Source organism: Ralstonia pickettii, assembly GCF_016466415.2.
GTDB lineage: Bacteria > Pseudomonadota > Gammaproteobacteria > Burkholderiales > Burkholderiaceae > Ralstonia > Ralstonia pickettii.
Map to the genome: position 1 here is coordinate 1227397 of NZ_CP066772.2, position 18049 is coordinate 1245445.

General features: G+C 62.7%; 11 protein-coding genes. 2 read left to right on the plus strand and 9 right to left on the minus strand.

The features are described from left to right. Position 1: 1 nt before the first annotated feature. Positions 2-820 (plus strand): OmpA family protein, encoded by an 819-nt coding sequence (locus tag RP6297_RS21745; protein ID WP_009241803.1) that lies wholly within the window; start codon positions 2-4, stop codon positions 818-820. Continuing rightward, on the plus strand, positions 817-2355 hold the full coding sequence (locus RP6297_RS21750; RefSeq protein ID WP_009241804.1) for a TIGR04222 domain-containing membrane protein: 1539 nt from the start codon (positions 817-819) through the stop codon (positions 2353-2355). The genes RP6297_RS21745 and RP6297_RS21750 overlap by 4 nt, the downstream gene beginning before the upstream one ends. A gap of 5 nt (positions 2356-2360) precedes the next feature. Here RP6297_RS21750 and tssA read toward each other — a convergent pair whose 3' ends face one another. The 9 genes from tssA to tssF all read right to left on the minus strand — a co-directional run bounded on the left by tssA (position 2361) and on the right by tssF (position 18002). Continuing rightward, positions 2361-3437 carry a type VI secretion system protein TssA gene (gene tssA, locus RP6297_RS21755; protein ID WP_009241805.1) on the minus strand — a complete coding sequence of 359 codons (1077 nt, stop codon included), beginning with the start codon at positions 3435-3437 and terminating at the stop codon, positions 2361-2363. Positions 3438-3470: 33 nt separating this feature from the next. Then, the gene (locus tag RP6297_RS21760; RefSeq protein ID WP_171924799.1) at positions 3471-3878 is read right to left on the minus strand and encodes a hypothetical protein; all 408 of its coding nucleotides are present in this window, start codon (positions 3876-3878) and stop codon (positions 3471-3473) included. Positions 3879-4632: 754 nt separating this feature from the next. Next, positions 4633-5760: a DUF6708 domain-containing protein gene (locus RP6297_RS21765; RefSeq protein WP_009241807.1), complete on the minus strand. Its 1128-nt coding sequence runs from the start codon at positions 5758-5760 to the stop codon at positions 4633-4635. Positions 5761-5770: 10 nt separating this feature from the next. Next, positions 5771-8407: a T6SS effector BTH_I2691 family protein gene (locus tag RP6297_RS21770; RefSeq protein ID WP_009241808.1), complete on the minus strand. Its 2637-nt coding sequence runs from the start codon at positions 8405-8407 to the stop codon at positions 5771-5773. A gap of 12 nt (positions 8408-8419) precedes the next feature. Then, entirely contained in the window at positions 8420-9556 is a 1137-nt protein-coding gene (locus tag RP6297_RS21775; RefSeq protein ID WP_009277642.1) for a DUF4123 domain-containing protein, read from the minus strand. Further along, the gene (locus RP6297_RS21780) at positions 9553-12312 is read right to left on the minus strand and encodes a type VI secretion system Vgr family protein (RefSeq protein ID WP_009241810.1); all 2760 of its coding nucleotides are present in this window, start codon (positions 12310-12312) and stop codon (positions 9553-9555) included. The genes RP6297_RS21775 and RP6297_RS21780 overlap by 4 nt, the downstream gene beginning before the upstream one ends. 21 nt (positions 12313-12333) lie before the next feature. Continuing rightward, positions 12334-15057 carry a type VI secretion system ATPase TssH gene (tssH, locus tag RP6297_RS21785; RefSeq protein WP_009241811.1) on the minus strand — a complete coding sequence of 908 codons (2724 nt, stop codon included), beginning with the start codon at positions 15055-15057 and terminating at the stop codon, positions 12334-12336. Positions 15058-15096: 39 nt separating this feature from the next. Beyond that, entirely contained in the window at positions 15097-16188 is a 1092-nt protein-coding gene (gene tssG / locus RP6297_RS21790; RefSeq protein WP_009241812.1) for a type VI secretion system baseplate subunit TssG, read from the minus strand. Beyond that, the gene (gene tssF, locus RP6297_RS21795; RefSeq protein WP_009241813.1) at positions 16152-18002 is read right to left on the minus strand and encodes a type VI secretion system baseplate subunit TssF; all 1851 of its coding nucleotides are present in this window, start codon (positions 18000-18002) and stop codon (positions 16152-16154) included. Before tssF ends, tssG begins: the two co-directional genes overlap by 37 nt. Positions 18003-18049 lie beyond the last annotated feature (47 nt).

An 18049-nucleotide genomic window follows, 5' to 3' on the forward strand; every position in this document is an offset into this window, starting at 1 on the left:
CATGGGTCTGGATGCAATCAAGCGCGGCTTCCGGCCTGCAACACTGGTGACGAACGCCGCCATGCTGGCCTGCCTGGCAAGTGCCCTGCCCGCGCATGCCGCAGCGGGCGATGCCGCGCCTGTGCCTGGCCAGGTCGTGGCCGGCGGCATGGTGCCGGACGAAGCCACCAAGGCGACCGTGCTGGCCAAGCTGCGCGAGTTGTACGGCAGCGCCAACGTGGTCGACCAGATCGAAGTGGGCAACGTGGTGTCGCCGCCCAACTGGTCGGCCAATGTGCAGAAGATCCTGTCGCCGGCCATCAAGCAGGTGAACCGCGGGCAGCTCAACATCGACGGCACGCAGGTCTCCCTGCATGGCGACGTCGGCAACGAGGCGCAACGCCAACAGCTGACGAGCGACATGGCGACGGCGCTCGGCCAGAGCTACACGATCAAGAACGGGCTGCGCGTGGCGGCGGTGTCCGAGCAAGGGCTGCTGGACCAGACGCTGGCCAACCGCATCATCGAGTTCGAAACCGGTAGCGCCACGCTCACGCCCAAGGGCCGCGCGATTCTGGATGAAATGGCCGCCGTGCTGCCGCGCCTGAACGGCCGCAAGATCGAAATCGTCGGCCACACCGACAACTCCGGCAGCCGCGCGTTGAACCTCAACCTGAGCCAGGCGCGCGCCGAGACGGTCAAGAACTACCTGATCGCCAAGGGCGCCGAGCAAGGCACGCTGACCGCGATGGGCGTGGGGCCGGATCAGCCCGTGGCGGCCAACAACACCGATGAAGGCCGCTCGCGGAATCGGCGGATCGAGTTTCGGGCGAGCAAGTGACGCAGAAAGATCCGGCAGCGCCGACCGACGCAGATCGCCAGGCCTGCCTGCTTCGGCTGAGCCAATACTCGCCCGATGCGCCTGACGCGCCGGTCCCTTACAGCCAACGTCTGGCGGAGACTGAAGGGTGGTCGCGTTTATATACGCTGACCGTCATCGAGGAATACAAGCGCTTCGCGTATCTGGCGGTCTTTGCTGGGCACCCCGTCACACCTTCCGAATCCATCGATGCCGCCTGGCATCTCCATCTGCAATATTCGAAAGAGTATTGGACGGTGTTCTGCGGCGAAGTACTGCGCGCGCCGCTGCATCATGCGCCTGGGATTGGCGCGCCGGACGAAGACGACGCCTACGCGCAGCATTACGCGCAAACACTGGAAAGCTATCGGCGCACGTTCGGCGAGGAGCCGCCGGCCGATGTCTGGCCGCGGCCGGAGCAGCCCGAGGCTGCCCAGGCGTCGGAAACCATCGTCCCCACACGGCATGCGCCGGATCCGGTCATGCCGCCGCCCGCATCCACAGCGCGCTCATTCATGCCATCCGTATGGCTTGTGATCGGCGTCAGCCTCATCGCAATCACCACGAATGTCGCCTCGGATGTTCATGTGCTGAGCTATTCAGGGCCACGCTTTCTCGCGTTCTATCTGAGTGTGTGCGTGATGGCGTGTCTGCTGATCCGGGGCCTGCATCGCGCTGCCTACAGCCGGAACCCCTGGGGGGCCGCGGGTGGCAGCGTACCGCGTCAGCTGACACCTGCCGAAGCCGCGCTGATCGCCGGCGATGCGACGCGAATGGCGCAGGTTGCGGCCTTGACGTTGCTGGATGCAGGAGCGATCCGCATCGTCCCTCCAGCAAAGAAAAAACGAGACTGCGACACCTACGTGGTCGCGAACCAGGACCGCCCCCCAGAGCGCGACGTCAACGCATGGACATGGCTCGCCCGGCAAACGCAGCAGCGCTCGCCATGGCCGAACTTCCGGGATCGGCTCGTCGACGACGCACCCGATATGACAGACCGGCTACGCAGCGAGGGATGGATGTGGACCCGCGGCGCGATGCGCGGAACGACGCTCGCAGCCTGGGCCATTGTGCTGGCGACGCTGTGGCTCGGTGTGATGAAGGTCTCTGTGGGCTTGTCGCGAGGGCGCCCGGTGATGTGGCTGCTGATGGAGATGGCGCTGTTTGGAATCGTCTACTGGTGGGTGACGGCGCGGCTGATCGGCGTGGGCCGTGCCGGCCCCACCGCGGGGGCCAACGCGGCGCTCGATGTTTATCGGCAGCGCGGCCAGCAGGGGCCACGTTCAGGTTTGTCGACGCACGATCTACTGTGGTTGACTGCGTTTGGCGGCACCAGCGTGCTGGCCAACACAGCATGGGCCGGATACCGATCGATGATGGGACCACCCGCCGGCGCCAGTTCCGGCGGCTCCGGAGGCGACACGTCGAGCAACTGCAGCTCAAGCAGCAATGGCTCCAGCAGCTGCAGCTCGAGTAGCTGCGGATCCAGCGGCTGCGGTGGTTGTTCGAGCAGTTAGCCGGCTCAGCTGGCGCTTTCCGAGGGCGGATCGCCCAGGCCCAGCAGCTCCTCGATCTGCGACAGCGTCGCATCGTCCTTGACCACCGTGCGCAGCCAGGCGTGCAGCGGCATGTCGCCCCACTTTGCAGCACGTGCGGCGAGGTAGGCAACGGGGCTGTGCGGCTCGGTCTGGCGGAAGAACTCAGCCACATCGCGCAGCTGGTTCAACGCCTGGGCGCGCGTGCGGATGGGGCCGGAAACTACCGTCTCGATGACGGTGCCGGGGGCAGACTGCGCCGTCTGTTGAGGAACACCCTTCGCTTCCACGGCGGTTGGCTTGGGCTCCGGCTTGCCACCGAAGCGCTCCACCAACGCGCGCACCGCTTGCAAGGCTTCGCGCGCGGGGCGGAAACTCGGCGCGTGGTCCCCTGCCCGTGCATCCAGAACGGATTCCAACCGCAACAGCGCGGCGCCACAGCCAACCACATCATCGTGCAGCGTCTTGTAGAAGGCAGGCGGCGTGGCGCGCCGTGCGGATTCAAACTGCTCCAGCGTGATTTTTCCGCGCGACAGCTCGTCGGCCTGTTCCGGATCGCGGCGGATGGCTTCGACCAGGCTGGTCGCGACTTCCCAATCGATCAAGCTATAGCCGCCCTTGCCCGCCTCCACCAGCGGCACCTCGCGAATGAGCTGGCTCGAACGCGTGGCAAGCCAGGCCATGCTGCCCGTGCGCGCTTCAGGATCGTCGGCTTCCGGCAGCGGATAGAGGTGCTCCCAGAACTGCTCGCACAATCCGGCGATCAATTCGTAGCCCTCGCGCAGGCCGGCAAAGCCACACTCCTTCGACAACGCCTCGGCCAACCATGCGGCCAGGCGCAGATCCTTCGTGCGGTTCTGCAGCAGCGACGTGCTTTCGGCGATGACGGCGCGCCAATCCGCTTCCTTGATCTCCGTGACCCACTCACCTTGATCGAGTGACGGGTCATCAAACCGGCGCGCATCCTGGATGCTGTCGAATTCTGCAGAGAAGAGCATGTCTTCGCCGCACGGTTGTGCCCCGGGCAGCGGAGCGAGCAATTGGTCAAACGGAAGAGTGGCCATGATCGAAAACGAAACCGGAATGCAATACGAAAATCAGGGCTTGCCGACGCGGCAATCCGCCAGCGCCAGCGTCAGGCCAACGAAGTGCCGGTTCAAGCAGTCCAGCGTGATGTCCTTGCTGGGCTTGTACGCCGCAAGCTTGTGATCGGGAAACAGCGCCTTGAGCGCGTCACGCTGATCGTCCTGGAACGGCGCGCCCACCTTCAGGTCTTCCGTCACGGCCAGCGTGTTCAGGCTGTCGTCGGACAACGGATAGACCTGGCCCTTGAAAACCAGGCGGCGACCGTCGTATTTCTTTGACGCGGTCGGCGCGTCCTTGAAATATTCGGTCAGCACCTGGCGGTACGAAACCTGCAACGGGGTGTCGTCCTGGGCGAAGGCGGGCGTGACGAGCAACGCGACCCCAGCACAAGCGGCGGCGAGGCGGAGCAGAGCGTTCATATCAGCGTGCGTGAATGTGACGTCCGGACGCGCGGGGCGGACGGTGGAGATGCTACGCAGGCTTGGGGCGGTTGGGGGGATTGTTTCTAAATCTTCATGTGTGGACGGGCCCATCGTAATTGAGGTCAAGGCGAGGTTTAGTTGGTCATTCTTGTCGCTGGACTTGAGCGGCACGGTTGGGCCGGGCAAGTCTTCATACCAGTAGGGGCTCTGCGGCTGCAGCTTCGATGCATTTCCCGTCATCTCGACCACTCATCATCGTTCTCCGCTCTGCCTGAGCTTGCCTGAGGCAGAGCGCTCCCCGGATTTCCGATGTGAAGCGCCGAAGTCCGCTGTCTTTGCCTGCTGCGTTGCCCTGGAGTCCCTTTTCTTTGGCAGTACGACAGCGGAACATCGGCCTCAAAGAACGGCCGTCGGGGCACAACGGTCCACACTCCGCTCTAAAACAACCGGCCCATCGGACCTCCGAGAGCGGCCTTCCGCCTTCGTGCAACGAAACGTGCAGCATTGAGGCTCCCACGCCAGGGCTCAGACCGTCGGCCATGCCCGTCAGAGGTCGAAATATTGGACCTCTGGCAGTGGAATGCCGCTGTTTGACACTTGCATTGCGAGGTCCACGGCTGGAATGCGCAGTTCAGAGGCGCATGTCGGGGGCTCGGATGCGTAGGCGGCTTGTCGCTAAGGAGCTACGGTGCTTTTCGGTGGCCCGCCATCGCAACCGCGCCTCCAGAATCCTAGGTGCATAGGCATACGGCTAAACGGCTTTAGACAATGCCTCGTTCAATGCATCGTGCGTGCCCCAGCGCCGCAAGAACTCGAGATTATCTTCTGCAGACAAGCGACCCTGCGCCCGATACACCATCGCGGTCATTACAGCGCCCGTTTGTACCGGGTGATCTTCTGGCTCGCCCAGGCCCGAATCACTCCCCCATTCTTTAGGAAACCGGGGCCACGCACATGTCATCTGGCTCATCATGTGGCAAGACGCCTCCATGAAGCCAGGCTTCTGCTCCAAGATGTACTGACGCCAACTGGGCTTACCGCAGTACGTCGTATATTCCTGCGGCAGATAACGCGGAATCTGCTTGTAGTTCGACGGCGCGTTTGGCGGAATCTGGTCGACCGTAGGGCCCTCCTCCATGTAGCGACGAATGTATTCCCACATGCCAGCCGCTTGCAGATCCCTGAACGGCAAAGTCGGCCCGACAAAGATCGCGTCCTCATCGGAATCACTTCCGCCCCCGTGAGAGGGAGGGCGATATAGCGCTATCGCCTGAACAGTCTCCTTATCCCCCCGTCGAACACCCTCGGGTTTCAGCAATGCGACGACCTTGTCCCAGTCGATCACCACATTGCCGCCGCAATAGCGTGGTCGCAATACGTATATCTTTCTTTTCAGTCGATTAAATCGAATTCTTCCACGCGCCAGCGTGAAGAATGCAGTGCGCATTCCGCCGACGAAGAACCACAGGTATAACAAGAATCCGCATCCAATAGCCAATGGGAAGAAAAGAAGCCACCCCATCCACAACAGAACCTTGTCTCCATCCCCTAAAGATGTTTTCACAAAAAAGAAAATAACTCCATCCGATATCAATGGATAAATGGCGAAACCAAACCACCACCATATCATTAACAACGCTGGAATCACGACAAAAAAGTTTCCAATGCCTGCTCGCCACTGCAGATCCCATCCTGGATTGCATATTTCGAGGTACGCATCGTTTTGCGCAAAAATGCATCTACCCGGGAGGCTCACGCCCTCCGCATCGCTGGGCTCGTCAACACGCCATTGGCGCTGCCCGTCAACATTGAGGTACTTGCGACCTTGCTCAGAGGAGCGACTTTTTTTTCGCGCGTAGGCGTTTTCACGTACAAACATTTTTTCCCACCTAAATTCCAGACTGCGCGTTCGCCAACTTCTGAAGCGTGTCGCCTAGATTGTTGTGTATTGGCTTTTTTCCCTTCCGCTTCAAGCTCAGTGGGTTGTCGCGCAGCCAAGTAATCCAGTCGTCCTCTTTGAGAAGCAGAACTGCAATGACCGCCACGACAGTAAGAACCGCGCCGATCAGACCCAGTACAGCAGCTACCGCCAGCAACGAGGCGTTTCCTATTGCAAAAACGGCAACGCCAGTGCTTACAACGGTGAAAACCGTACCAGCCACGCTTGCGATCTGAGCCGCCATCACTGCATAGTTTCCTCGTTGCCCCGACGTCCAAGCATCAATCCCATCAAAAAATGCCGAGATGAGCGCAGCGGGCAGCAGGAATTTGAACGCCGTCAGCCTTAGTCCCTTGAGTTGAAGGGCTTGCAACTCATCGAATGTCGCCTGCATGCCAGGCGTTGCGAACAGGTTGCGACCTTCAATTCCCTTGAATACGGTCTCCTCATAAGCCTTAGCCCTCCAATCCGCCAAGCTTCCGATACCTTGCAGAATATTGCCGACCAACTCCGTCCCGGTTCGGACATCCATTTTCGTCTGGAATTGGGTGCCCTTGATGATCGCAAAACTCACATCCAACAAACCCGCCAGCGCGGCAGCGCGCGCATTCGGAGCCGCTTTGAAGGCATCAGCCCGGTTTGCTGCATTGGAAAGGCCTCGTTCGGCGTTTCGCAGTCGGTCTCGGTTTGCTTGAGACAGCGTCCCGGCGTACTGGGCCGCTGTTCGGCCGAGTGTAGTTAGACCAAGCGATACGAGATACCTGGTCAGCTTAGCCTCGACCTGCGGGACTGGAAGACCTTGAACAGTCTTCATCATCTTCACACTCATGAGCGACGCGATATGCAGCGGCCAAGCAAACTTGCGCAGCGCGGCGCTCTCGCTGATATTCGGAAAAGCTTCCATAAAGCCCAGCGCCTTGTCCCCCAGCGAAACTCGGGCGGCAAATGGCTTCAACTTGTCCGTGATAGCGTCAGCAAGACTTGTCGTTGGTTCAGCATTTGGCAGAGCCTGTGCAGGAGGCGATTCCTGCGTCAGCCCCTTCATCTGCTGGCGATAAGGCACATTATTGAAAGACAGCGTCTTGCCGAGCACGTTGTCATCCCATAGATCTACTTTCGCGAGCCAGGCCTTGCCCGCCTTGTTGGACTCCGTTCCGCTCATGCAGTGCGCTAACTCCAAACTCAGAGCCGCGCCGCCCCCCGGCTGGTTGACTGCCGTGTCTTTCGGGCTATATAGCGCAATCGCTTGCTTGAGCGACGCCGAGTCGAGCCAGGCAACCTGGTCGCGCCCCAGGTTCTCGCGCAACGCCTGCACGTTGTTGTACTCACTGCCTTGGGCCGCAATAATCGTTGCAGCGGAAGTCGAATCAAACAACTCTTTGAACTCTGCATCGCCCGCTGCGGCTGCCCGATCTCGCTCGGCTTGCTGGTTGCGGGCAATCGCCGCTTCGCGAATGGCCTCCTCCCTAGCGCGTGTCGCCTTGTCTGCATAGAACACCCCTGCGGGGCGCCGCATCTTGTTCCAATTATCAATATGCTCGCTAGCTTTTTGGATCGCTCCTTTCTTTACAAGATCACGCAAGCCTTGTGCACCTATGGCCGTTTGGTACACCCATTCATTGCTGACACTGCTATCAAACCCTGGAGAGCTTCTCGCCTGCCATGCTGTGTAGACGGTCTGCGCCTCGCCTTGCAAGTGGCCCAACTCCTGTGTGATACCCATCGCATCATCACACGCAACTACCGCACCGTGGTTCTGCTGCAAGAACGCAGCCATTTGCTTCAGACGGGCTGCATGGGCCTTCTCATAAGTCGGGCCAGTCCGCATAACCGTAGTTGTTTCATCAAAACCTGAAGCGTAACCGTCCAGCGTCATCTTCGGAGTCGAAACCTCCTCCTGGTAATCGCCCCAGCCGCGTTCCTGCGGCGTACTGCCCATCAAGCCATACAGCAAAGGATCAAGCGCATCTATTAACTTGGGGTTCGCCAACGCAGCAAACTCGGCCACTTGCCCATTGAGCAGTCCTGGTTGCGTCGTGTCGGGCTGACTCGTGTTGCCGTTTGCCCAGCCTGCCACATCGAACGATTTCATGTACGCGGCAGGATTGGCAGAAATCACGTTTTTGAAATGCTCATAGTCAATCGGATCTGGGCTAAACAGATACCAGAGCTTCTTCACTCGCTTCGCATCTCGGATCCACACCATGCTGTTGTTCGCTTGCCTGGAGTCGCGCGCACAAGCGATCTTCGGTGCCGTTTTCCCGGGCACAAACACATCGAACTCGGTCAGATACCCTTGTGGATGCACCACATAGCCCTTCCATTCATCGTCGGTGCAGATGAGAGGGCCTCGGTCAACGTGAACGTACAGATAGCCCGCACGGAGCAAGCGTACGTTATAAACCGCCGTTCCGATCGCAACACCAGCAGGTTTGGCCTGTAGTTGCCCAGCGGGACTCAGTTGCTTGAGCAACGCCATGTTTGCCTTCTGAGCGCTGTAAGCAACTGCGTATCGCGTGAACAAGATAGGCAGCCCCTTGCGATCGCAGTTGCTGCACGGCGTTGCACAGACTTTTTCAGCGGCCATGGAAATGCTTCCTCATGCAAATTGCTCGTAGTCTTCAAACAGGCTGGCAAAGCCTGCTTCGGGATCGTTACGCAGCGCTTGCAAAACACGTGCAAGCACGTCGCGCCACCATGGGCTGTCCCAATCAATCGGTAAGCCGGCCGCGCTGTCGCGTGCGCTTTGCAGAATCGGTCGCCAGCTGCACCAGATGAAGTCCTGCAGATTGGAGTCCACCAACCCCAGCTCCTGTCCCTTGCTTAACAACCGGGTCATGCTTGCCGCGTCCGGCTGTTTTTGAGCCGAGACCCCTCGCCGTGCCAACCTTGCCCATATGCGATTCCCAATCGGCGACGAATGGGCTGTCTGCCACTGGTCCGCGTTCATCAGACGGTTAAGCGGGGGCACGACGGTTTGCGTATCAGACGAAACGTTTCTCTGCGCTTTGAACCAGGTCGGCGCGGGAGAGGCGCTATCTTCTCTTGCAGACAAATCTGGCATGGGGCCCCATGGTTGCGTCAATGACCACCACGCCTGCGTTTGTCCCAGCCACACGTTCTGCTGCTCTGTCGACAGCCTCGGCCAGACACGTTGCATGACACGCGGATCCTGATAGCGAAACAGTCTTGCCGTGTGACTTCGCGGTACGTATTGCAATCCCAGCTGAGCAAGATGCTGGGCAAGCCGCGTAGCCGACTCTGGACTAAACAGGACAGCGCAGAAGTACTGCCTCGCCAATCGTTGACCCGCCTCCTTGCTAGCCTCCTCAAGCCAACGAGCCAGCGCGTCTCGCACGCGCGCCTGGGGCAGATTGTCGGAATCTGCATCGAGCAACAAGTGGTCGGGGAACGGCACAAGGCAAGGCGCCTCGTCCTCTCGGCCCGCGTAAAAGCTATCGGGAACGGCTTCCCTCTCGCTGATCGTCTCGGGCCACTGTTCGGATAAATCGGCTGCAAGGGGATTACCTTCCCAAGCGTCAAGCAGCAAATACGCGCGCAATGGACGGTCGTGAGAGGCCTGTTGTTGCAGCATGCGATAGCCGGCCGCCAACTCCCTGCACCGAGCCAGGTAATCGTGAGCCGGAACCTCTTTCTCTGCTGCGGTGGCGTTCAACATCACATCTGCTAAATCGGCCAACATGCGATTCGTCATGTCCTGGGTCAAGCCGTTCACCGCGACACCGAGCCCGCGCCGCTCGCGGCAGCGCTATCTTCCTGGACACTGCATCCCTTCAATTTGCCCTGCGCCAGGCTGTTATCTCCGCCCGCCCCGCCCGGCCCCACAAACCGATGCCCCGCCCCCTTAAACGTCACCATCCCAGGCGCATGCAACTCAATCGTTCCATTCGTCACCTTGATCTGCGCCCCGGCCGCATTGACGAGCACGTGCTGCTTCGCCTCAGCAGTGACATTGCCCTGCGTGGAGGCGACCGTCACGGCCTTCTCGGCCACCAGATGGGTCTCGCCCTTCAGGCTCGAAAGTCCGACCTTGCCGCTTGCGGCATGCATGGCGATGCCCGGTGTCGCATCCCCGGCCTGCCCGAGCGATTTGCCGTGCGCATAGAGGCTTAGCCCCTCCGCCACCGCCACTGAGAGATTGCCGCCCGCGGCGACGTTGGCGTCTTGCTTGGCGATCAACGTGGCCTGCGTGCCCGCGACCAGCACTGCATCGGCCGGTGTTGTGGTGACGATGCCCTTGGGCGCCGAGACTTGCAGATGCGGTTCGCTGTAGGCAACGGCCTGCGCGCCTTCACCTGCGCTTTCGGCGTGGCGCAGCACTTCGGTGGTGTGGCGCAGTTGCTTGAGCGCGGGGAGTTCCTTGGCGGCGCGTTCGTCGGCCAGGCCGGCTTTCTGCTTCTGCGCTGCGTCGGCGAGGGATTCGGCGAGGTCGCTCGCGGCTTCGATCTGGCTGGCGGCAGCTTCGCTGTCCTGCAGCGAGGCGCTGGTGCTCGCGCTGTGCGCGGTGAGCAGCAGGCCGGCACCGGCGCGCACGGCGCCGCTGTCGTCGGTCGCGAGCGCTGCTCCGTGGCCTAGATCGGCCTGCCGCGCGCTATCGATCTGTTCCTTGTGATGGCCGAGCACGAGGCCGCTTGCCGCCTGCGTGGTGCTGAGCTGCGTGCGGCCCTGCCCTTCGGAATCGTCAAAGACTAACTGGTTGTAACCCGACGAGCCCGACTGGCTGCCGGCCAGCGCCTGCGTCTTGATGCCGGACAGCACGGCGTTGTGGGCATAGGCACCCTGGCTCTTGCTGTCGCCGGCAAACCACGCCGGCGCGTTGCCGGTGGCGCCGGCTGCGCCAGCCTGGTTCTGGTTGTATTGCGCGTCGGTCTGGCCGCTGCCGTTGTAGGCGGCGCCTACCACAACGGGCCGATCGATGTCGCCTTGCAGGAATTCGACCAGCACCTCCTGGCCGACGCGCGGCAGTGCCACGCCGCCCCAGTTCGGGCCGGCCACGGGCGCCGTCACGCGCACCCATGCGCCAAGACCTGCGCTGGCGCGCGCGTTGTCGTCGCCGGCCGGATGCGATTGGCGGCTGGCCGACCGAGCGCCGCGTTGCCAATGAAACTGCACTTTGATCCGATGGTCCCGATCGGTGTGCACGGGCCCTTCCGCACCCACCACCAACGCGGTCTGGCTGCCGTTGACGGTCGGGCGTGGATGCAGCGCGCGGCCTTGCTCGTCGCTCTGCTGCGGGCGCACGGGCACGTTGTCGCGCACGACAGTGAAGTGGTTCCGATAGAACGGCGCGTCGTCGCCTGCGCCGCGGTTGCTGCCTGCGACCAGCACATCGCCGCCGCGCAGCGCGCCCAGTGTTTCGGTCAGCACCTGGCCGAAGCGGTCGTTAAAGTTGTTGCGCGCCTGGTGGGTGACGGCCAGCACAGCGAAGCGCTGCTCGCCATCGTCATGATCGAAGTGATCGAGCAACTGGAAGCGCGTGCCGGTCGCCAATGTGCGGGCCGTACCTTCGCCGTCGAACTGCTTGTCGCGCAGCTCCAGCGCTTCCATCATCAGCCGCGCGACGCGCTGTGCCTGGTTGTTGTCTTCAAACCAGTACTGACCGGGGTAATCGGTGTCTTGTAGCGTGAGCTGCGGGCCGTCGTTGCTTTGCTGCTGCGCACCGAGCTGAGCAGTGCGCTTGGCGTTGGCGCGGTAGTCCCAACTGGCAATCGATACGGCATTGGTCTGCCAACGGCGGGCGCCTTGCCAGCGGTCGATCACGTCTTCGGTGGCGGTGGCATCTGCGCGGCCAAAGCGGATGCTCGCCTGTGCGTTGTCGGCAAAAACGTCATTCGAATCTGCAATGACCATGCGGTGCACGCCCAGTGCATCGCCGTCTTTGGCTTCGTGCTCGAAGAAATAGAACAGCCCTTCTTCGGCCAGCAGCCGCGTGACGAAATCGAAGTCGCTTTCGTCGTATTGCGTGATGACGCTGCGGCGCGTGTAGACCGCGCTGTCGCGCAGGGCCCAGCGCCAGGCGGGCACGAGGCGGCCTTGGCCCTGGTAGTCGCCAAACAGGCTGTCGATCACCTCGATGACCGACATGTCCTGGAACAGGAAGCTGTCTTGCCGATGGCGCAGGAAGGCGAGCCACGGTTCGATCACCAGCCGATAGCGCACCAGGCCACCGTTGGCCCCCACCTGCTCGAAGCGCGTCACGTGGCCATGGAACGGCCGCAGTGCGCTTCGGCTCTGCTGGGTCAGCAAGTCAAGCCGCACGGGCTGGCCGAGCAGCTTGGCCGAATCGATGTCCGCGTTGTCGGACAGCGCCGTCAGTTCCACTCGGAAGCCGCCTGCGTCGATGTGCTCAGCAACGTTCACCTTTTCAGGCAGAAGCGCGTTCGGCCCCAGCGGCGTTTCCAGGCGCAGCAGCCGGTCGGCCTGGGAGAACGACGCACGTAGCAGGTTTGCCAACTCGGTCGGAGAGACCATGATGTGCTCCAGCGAAGCGACTTAGTTGATGCGGTACTTGAACTCGCCGTTCTTGCCGACGCCGACCTTGATCTTCTCGACGCTGCCGCCTTCGGCCATGCGCGTCAGCACCGATTCGGCAATCTGCGGCAGCAGCGTGCCGTTCAGGATGTGGTCGACCGCGCGGGCGCCGGCATCGACTTCCGTGCAGCGTGCGAGCACCGATTCAACGAGCGCGTTGTCCCACTGGAACGTCGCCTTGTGGTTGATGGCCACGCGATCGCGGATGCGGCCCAGCTTGAGCGTGATGATCTCGGCCAGCACATCGTCGGAAATCGGGTAATACGGCACCACCTTCATGCGCCCCAGGAATGCGGGCTTGAACGCCTTGTAGAGCGTCGGGCGCAGCAGCTCTGCCAGCGCATCGGTGTCGGGCAACTCTTCAGCAGGCTTGTTCAGGCACGCCTGCATGATGGCCTGCGAGCCGACGTTCGACGTGAGGATGATGATGGTGTTGCGGAAGTCGATCGGGCGGCCTTCAGCGTCATCCATCTCGCCCTTGTCGAAGACCTGGAAGAACATCTCCAGCACGTCCGGGTGGGCCTTTTCGACTTCATCGAGCAGCACGACGCTGTACGGGTTGCGACGCACGGCTTCGGTCAGCACACCGCCTTCGCCATAACCGACATAACCCGGCGGCGAGCCCTTGAGGCCCGACACGCTGTGCGCCTCCTGGTACTCGCTCATGTTGATGGTGATGAGCTTGCGTTCACCGCCGTAGAGAATGTCGGCCAGTGCCAGCGCTGTTTCCGTCTTACCAACGCCCGAGGGGCCAGCAAACAGGAACACGCCGCGCGGCTTGTTCGGGTCTTCCAGGTTGGCGGTGGCGGTACGCACGCGCTGCGCGATGGCATCCAGCGCGTGGTCCTGCCCGATCACGCGGGCGGCCAGCAGCGGCTTGAGGTTCAGCACCGTGCGCAGTTCGTCCTTGACCATGCGGCCCAGCGGAATGCCCGTCCAGGCCGACACGATTTCCGACACGACATGGCCATCCACCTGCAGCGGCACCATGGGCGATTCGCCCTGCAGCGCGCGCAGCTCGGCGAGCAGCTTGGCCAGTTCGTCCTGTTCGTCCGTTTTGTCGGCGACGCGTTTGCGCTTGGGTATCGAGACGACGTCGCTGTTGGCGGCCACGGGAAGAGCGTCTTCCTCGCCGGCTTGGGCGCTACCGATTTCGCGCGTCTCGCGCAGCGCCTGAATGCGGCCGACCAGCGCGCGCTCTTGCGCCAGACGTTCGGTGTTCTGCGCGACGCGCTGTTCCAGCTCCGTGTGCTGCTCGTTCAGCGCCTTCAGGCGCGCGTCGTGCTCGGCACCGGCGCTTTGCTCGCGCTCCAGCGCATTGATTTCGCCCTGCAGACGTTCGAGCGCTTTTTGGTCGTCTTCAATGGCGCCGGGCGTGGCGCTCTGGCCCAGCGCCACCTTGGCGCACGCCGTATCCAGCACGCTGACGGCCTTGTCCGGCAGCTGGCGGCCGCTGATATAGCGATGCGACAAGCGCACGGCCTCGGTTATCGCCTCGTCCAGCACGCGCACACCAAAGTGGCGCTCCATCAGCCCGGCCATGCCGCGCAGCATGGCAGCCGCCAGCGGTTCGCTCGGCTCTTCCACCTTCACGACCTGGAAGCGGCGCGCCAGTGCGGCATCTTTTTCGAAGTACTTCTTGTATTCGCTCCACGTGGTGGCCGCAATCGTGCGCAACTCGCCGCGTGCAAGTGCGGGCTTGAGCAGGTTCGCCGCATCGTTCTGCCCGGCCTGCCCGCCTGCGCCAATGATGGTATGCGCCTCGTCGATGAACAGGATGATCGGCTTCGGGCTCTTCTTCACCTCGTCGATCACGTTCTTCAGGCGGTTCTCAAATTCGCCCTTGACGCTGGCGCCTGCCTGCAGGAGCCCCATGTCGAGCGTGCGCAGCGTCACGCCTTGCAGCGGCGGCGGCACATCGTTGGCGGCAACGCGCAGGGCCAGGCCTTCGACCACGGCGGTCTTGCCCACGCCGGCTTCGCCGGTGAGGATCGGGTTGTTCTGGCGACGACGCATCAGGATGTCGATCACCTGGCGGATCTCGGCATCGCGGCCGATCACGGGGTCGATGCGGCCATCGCGTGCGGACTGGGTCAGGTCCACGGTGAACTGGTCCAGCGCGGGTGTGGACGTCAGCGCCGCGGCGGGCTTGCTGCCTTCGCCTTGCGAAGCGTCTGCTCCGTCGTCGGCAATGTCGACCGCCTGCTCTTGTTCGTCCGAACCGGCGGTCAGCCGATCGAAGTCGTGCTTCAAGCGATCGGCTTCAATCTGCCCGAACAGGCGCGAGCCCCGTTGCGCAAGCGCCGACAGGCTGGGCTCGGTCAGCAGCGCCAGCAGCAGATGGCCCGAGCGGATGCGCGTGATTTGAGAATCGAGCGAGGCGATCAGCCAGCCATGCTCGAACAGTTTCGGTAGATACGGCGAGAACGCCGGCGTGCGCGTATTGCCGGTCTGGAAGCGGCCGATCTCGGCTTCCAGGTCACGTTGCAGCGCGACCAGGTCGATGCCGCTGGCGCGGGCGGCCACGGCAAAGTCGCTGCGGCGATTCTCCAACAACGCGAGGAACAGGTGCTCGAGATCGACCTCGTAGTTGCCGCGCGCCATGCACAGCGAAGCGGCGCGCTCGGCGGCTTGCCGGCTCGTCGCATTCAGCTTGGCGATCAGGGTTTTGAGTGGGATGGCCATGGCGGCAGCGCTCCGGAAGAATCGATGAATGTGTCGGTATCAATGCAGCGGCGCGAGCGTGTATTGCGCATCGCTGCGGTCCTGCTGCGCGGGGCGGGAACACAGGAAGGTGTCCCAGCCCAGGCGCCCGTCGTTGCTGTTGTCCAGCGTGCTGCCGGTCACGTCCTGCTGGCGCAGGATCAGCTTGATTTCGAACTCGAGCGTGGTGCCGCACAGGATGGTCAACATCTTGCGCAGCGCCAGCGCACCTGATGCACCCGGCAGAAAATTGCGGTATTGCGCACGCTCGAGCGGCCCGACCCACAGGCGCACGCGCAGGTCGCGCTGCCACACCCGCCCGCCCGCCAACGCCGTGGCGCCCAGCGCGTTGTTGGTGCTGCCCAGCCGCGTGTACTGCGACGCCGGCACGCGATACCACCCGCCCACAAACTGCTCAACCCGCATCGGCGCCTGGAAGTAATCCGACAGCATGCGCTGCAGGTATGCCGCAGACACTGGCCGATGCCGGATCGCCGTGGCATAACCGGCCAGCGCTTCGTCCAGGATGGGCCCCGGCGTGGTGGAAAGATCGCGGCGCAGCGTCTTGTCAGCCGCCCCCGCCAGCGACAGCAGCAGCGGCAGGTAATGCTTGGTGCTGTCGACTTCGTACTGGAACGGCAGGCGGTATTTCTTCCACGCCAGGTAGAACAGCGCCGTTGCCCGGTTCGAGAAGATGTCGAAGAACGCACGTGCAGCGCGGTCGCGCCAGAGGCTTTCGCGCTCGGCCACGATTTCGGTGTAGCGCAGCGGCAAGGCACCTTGGCCGCCCAGCATGCCGAAGAACGTGGGCGTGATCGCCAGCGAATCGAGCGCGCCCTCTTCCAGTGCAGCGATGAACGCGGCGTCGGTTTCGAGCATCTCGGCGGTAATGCCCTCAGCCTCGATATGCTGCAGCTCGCTGGGCGGAAACGACAGCGACAGCGTGTTGCGAAAGCTCAGGCGCGTGGCCAGTGCCTGCTCGGGCGCCATGCCGCCTTCGCGCGCAAACAGCTGCTCCAGCAGGCGCACGGCCTGGAAGAACTGGTACCGGTGCGGCTGCTGGAGCAGCCGCCGGATCACACCAGGATCGATTCGCCGCTGCGGGGTGCGCATTTGACCAATTCCTTGCCGGTGCGGCGCGAGACCGCAATCAACTGCACAAAGCTGTTCATGTGGACGTACAGGCCGAAGAAGTGGTCCAGCACACGGATGAACCGGTGCATGCCGGTGCCAACAAAGGCGTCTTCATCCAGCGTGAGGCGAACCTCCAAGCCGCGCACGAAGGTGGCGAACGGCTTGCCGGCCAGCCACTGCGTCGCCGGTTGGTAATCGAGCGCGACGATGCCTTCGATCTGCCGCGCCGAGATCGCATTGCGCGGCAGGTCGTGCAGGCGCAGCATCTCTTTCAGCGTCGGCAGACCGTTCTGCACAAGCGACAGATGGTTGAGCGCCAGCAACGAGATCAACCGCCACTGCGCCGCGCGCCCGCCGCCAAACCGCATCGACGGCGTCGGCTTGCGCAGGAAGGTGATGTTGCGGGCGATGGAACTGCCTTCCATCGACAGATCGCCATCCGGCTGGCCAAACGCCAGCGTCGAAGGCAAATCACGGTTCGTGCAGGTGACGGTCAGGCTCAGCGTGTCGGTCTGCGGGCTGGCGGGGTCGAACTGCGTATCGACGATGGAGATTTCCGTTTCGAAACCCGGGCTGCGCTGTGCGATCAGTTCGTTGCGGCGTGCCAGCCAGTAATGCCCCGCGCGGCCGGGCTCCTCGCCGTGATGCAGGGAGTAGAACGGCCGGAACTCCGTCACCTTCTCGTGCGCCGTGGTTTCACGCACCAGTTGCACGTTGTCGATGGAGTAGATATCAAAGCCGTGCGCGCGCCGGCTGTCTGCCACGACCGGATAAGCGCTGGCCGTATGTTCGATGCGAATCGGATCGGCCTTCTGCTGGAACAGATTGACCACGGGCGTGCAATGCAGGCGCAGGTGCTCGGGCTGCAAGTTCTCGAGCAGACGCGCGGCGTGCGAATCGCTGCGCACGTCTTTCAGCACCAGATGCAACGTCAGACGGCGCACCGGCACACCCGGCGTCAGGCCACGTCGCAATGCGGCCAGGTCGATGTCGAAAAAGTTGAATTTCTCGGCAAAGCTGAAGTGCTCGGTCAACAGCCGATAGGCCGGGTGCGAGCGTGCCGGGCAATCGATCAGGGATTCGTCTTCTGTAAAACCGACTTCGTGCAACGGCACGGAAATCAGACGCTTCCACACGCCTGCGCGTTCGGCTTCCACATATCCGGCCGCCGTGTGCAGGAACAGCGCATCCCCTAGCGCAGCCACGAAGGACGGCTCGCCGTCCATGTAGACACGCAGCTTGTCCAGCGGCAGCGATTCGAAACCGCCGCGCTCGCCCACGTATTCCAGCGTGATGGCGATCGAGCCGGTCGCGCCTTTGGGCAGTTGCACAGCGGCCGGCGCAGACACCGCGCGCTCGAACGTCGCCGCGGCAACGCGCACCGGCGCAAACGTGACGTCGTATGCGGTGCGGAAGCGGCATTCGACCTTGCGCACCATGCGTGTGGTGAGGAACGTGCCGCGCGCAATCGTGACCGGCGCGCTCAGTTGCGCCGCGACGCCGCGGACATCGAAATGCGCCACGGAACACGATGGAAAGGGCCGCAGGTAGTGCGGATACAGCACTTCCAGCAGCGCCTCGGTAAATTCGGGGTAGTCGTCGTCGAGCTTCTTGCTGACCCGTGCGGTCAGGAAGGCAAACGATTCGATCATCCGCTCGACATGCGGATCGTCGCAGCCGTCGCCCGACATGGCGAGGCGGCCGGCGATCTTCGGATACCGCTCGGCGAAGTCGCGCGAGTACCGGCGCAGGAAGGCCAGTTCTCGTTCGTAATAGGGCAGCAGCTCTTCCATTCTTCGTGGCGGTCCGGTGGCGGTCCTGCGGGTGCTTCAGCGTGTTG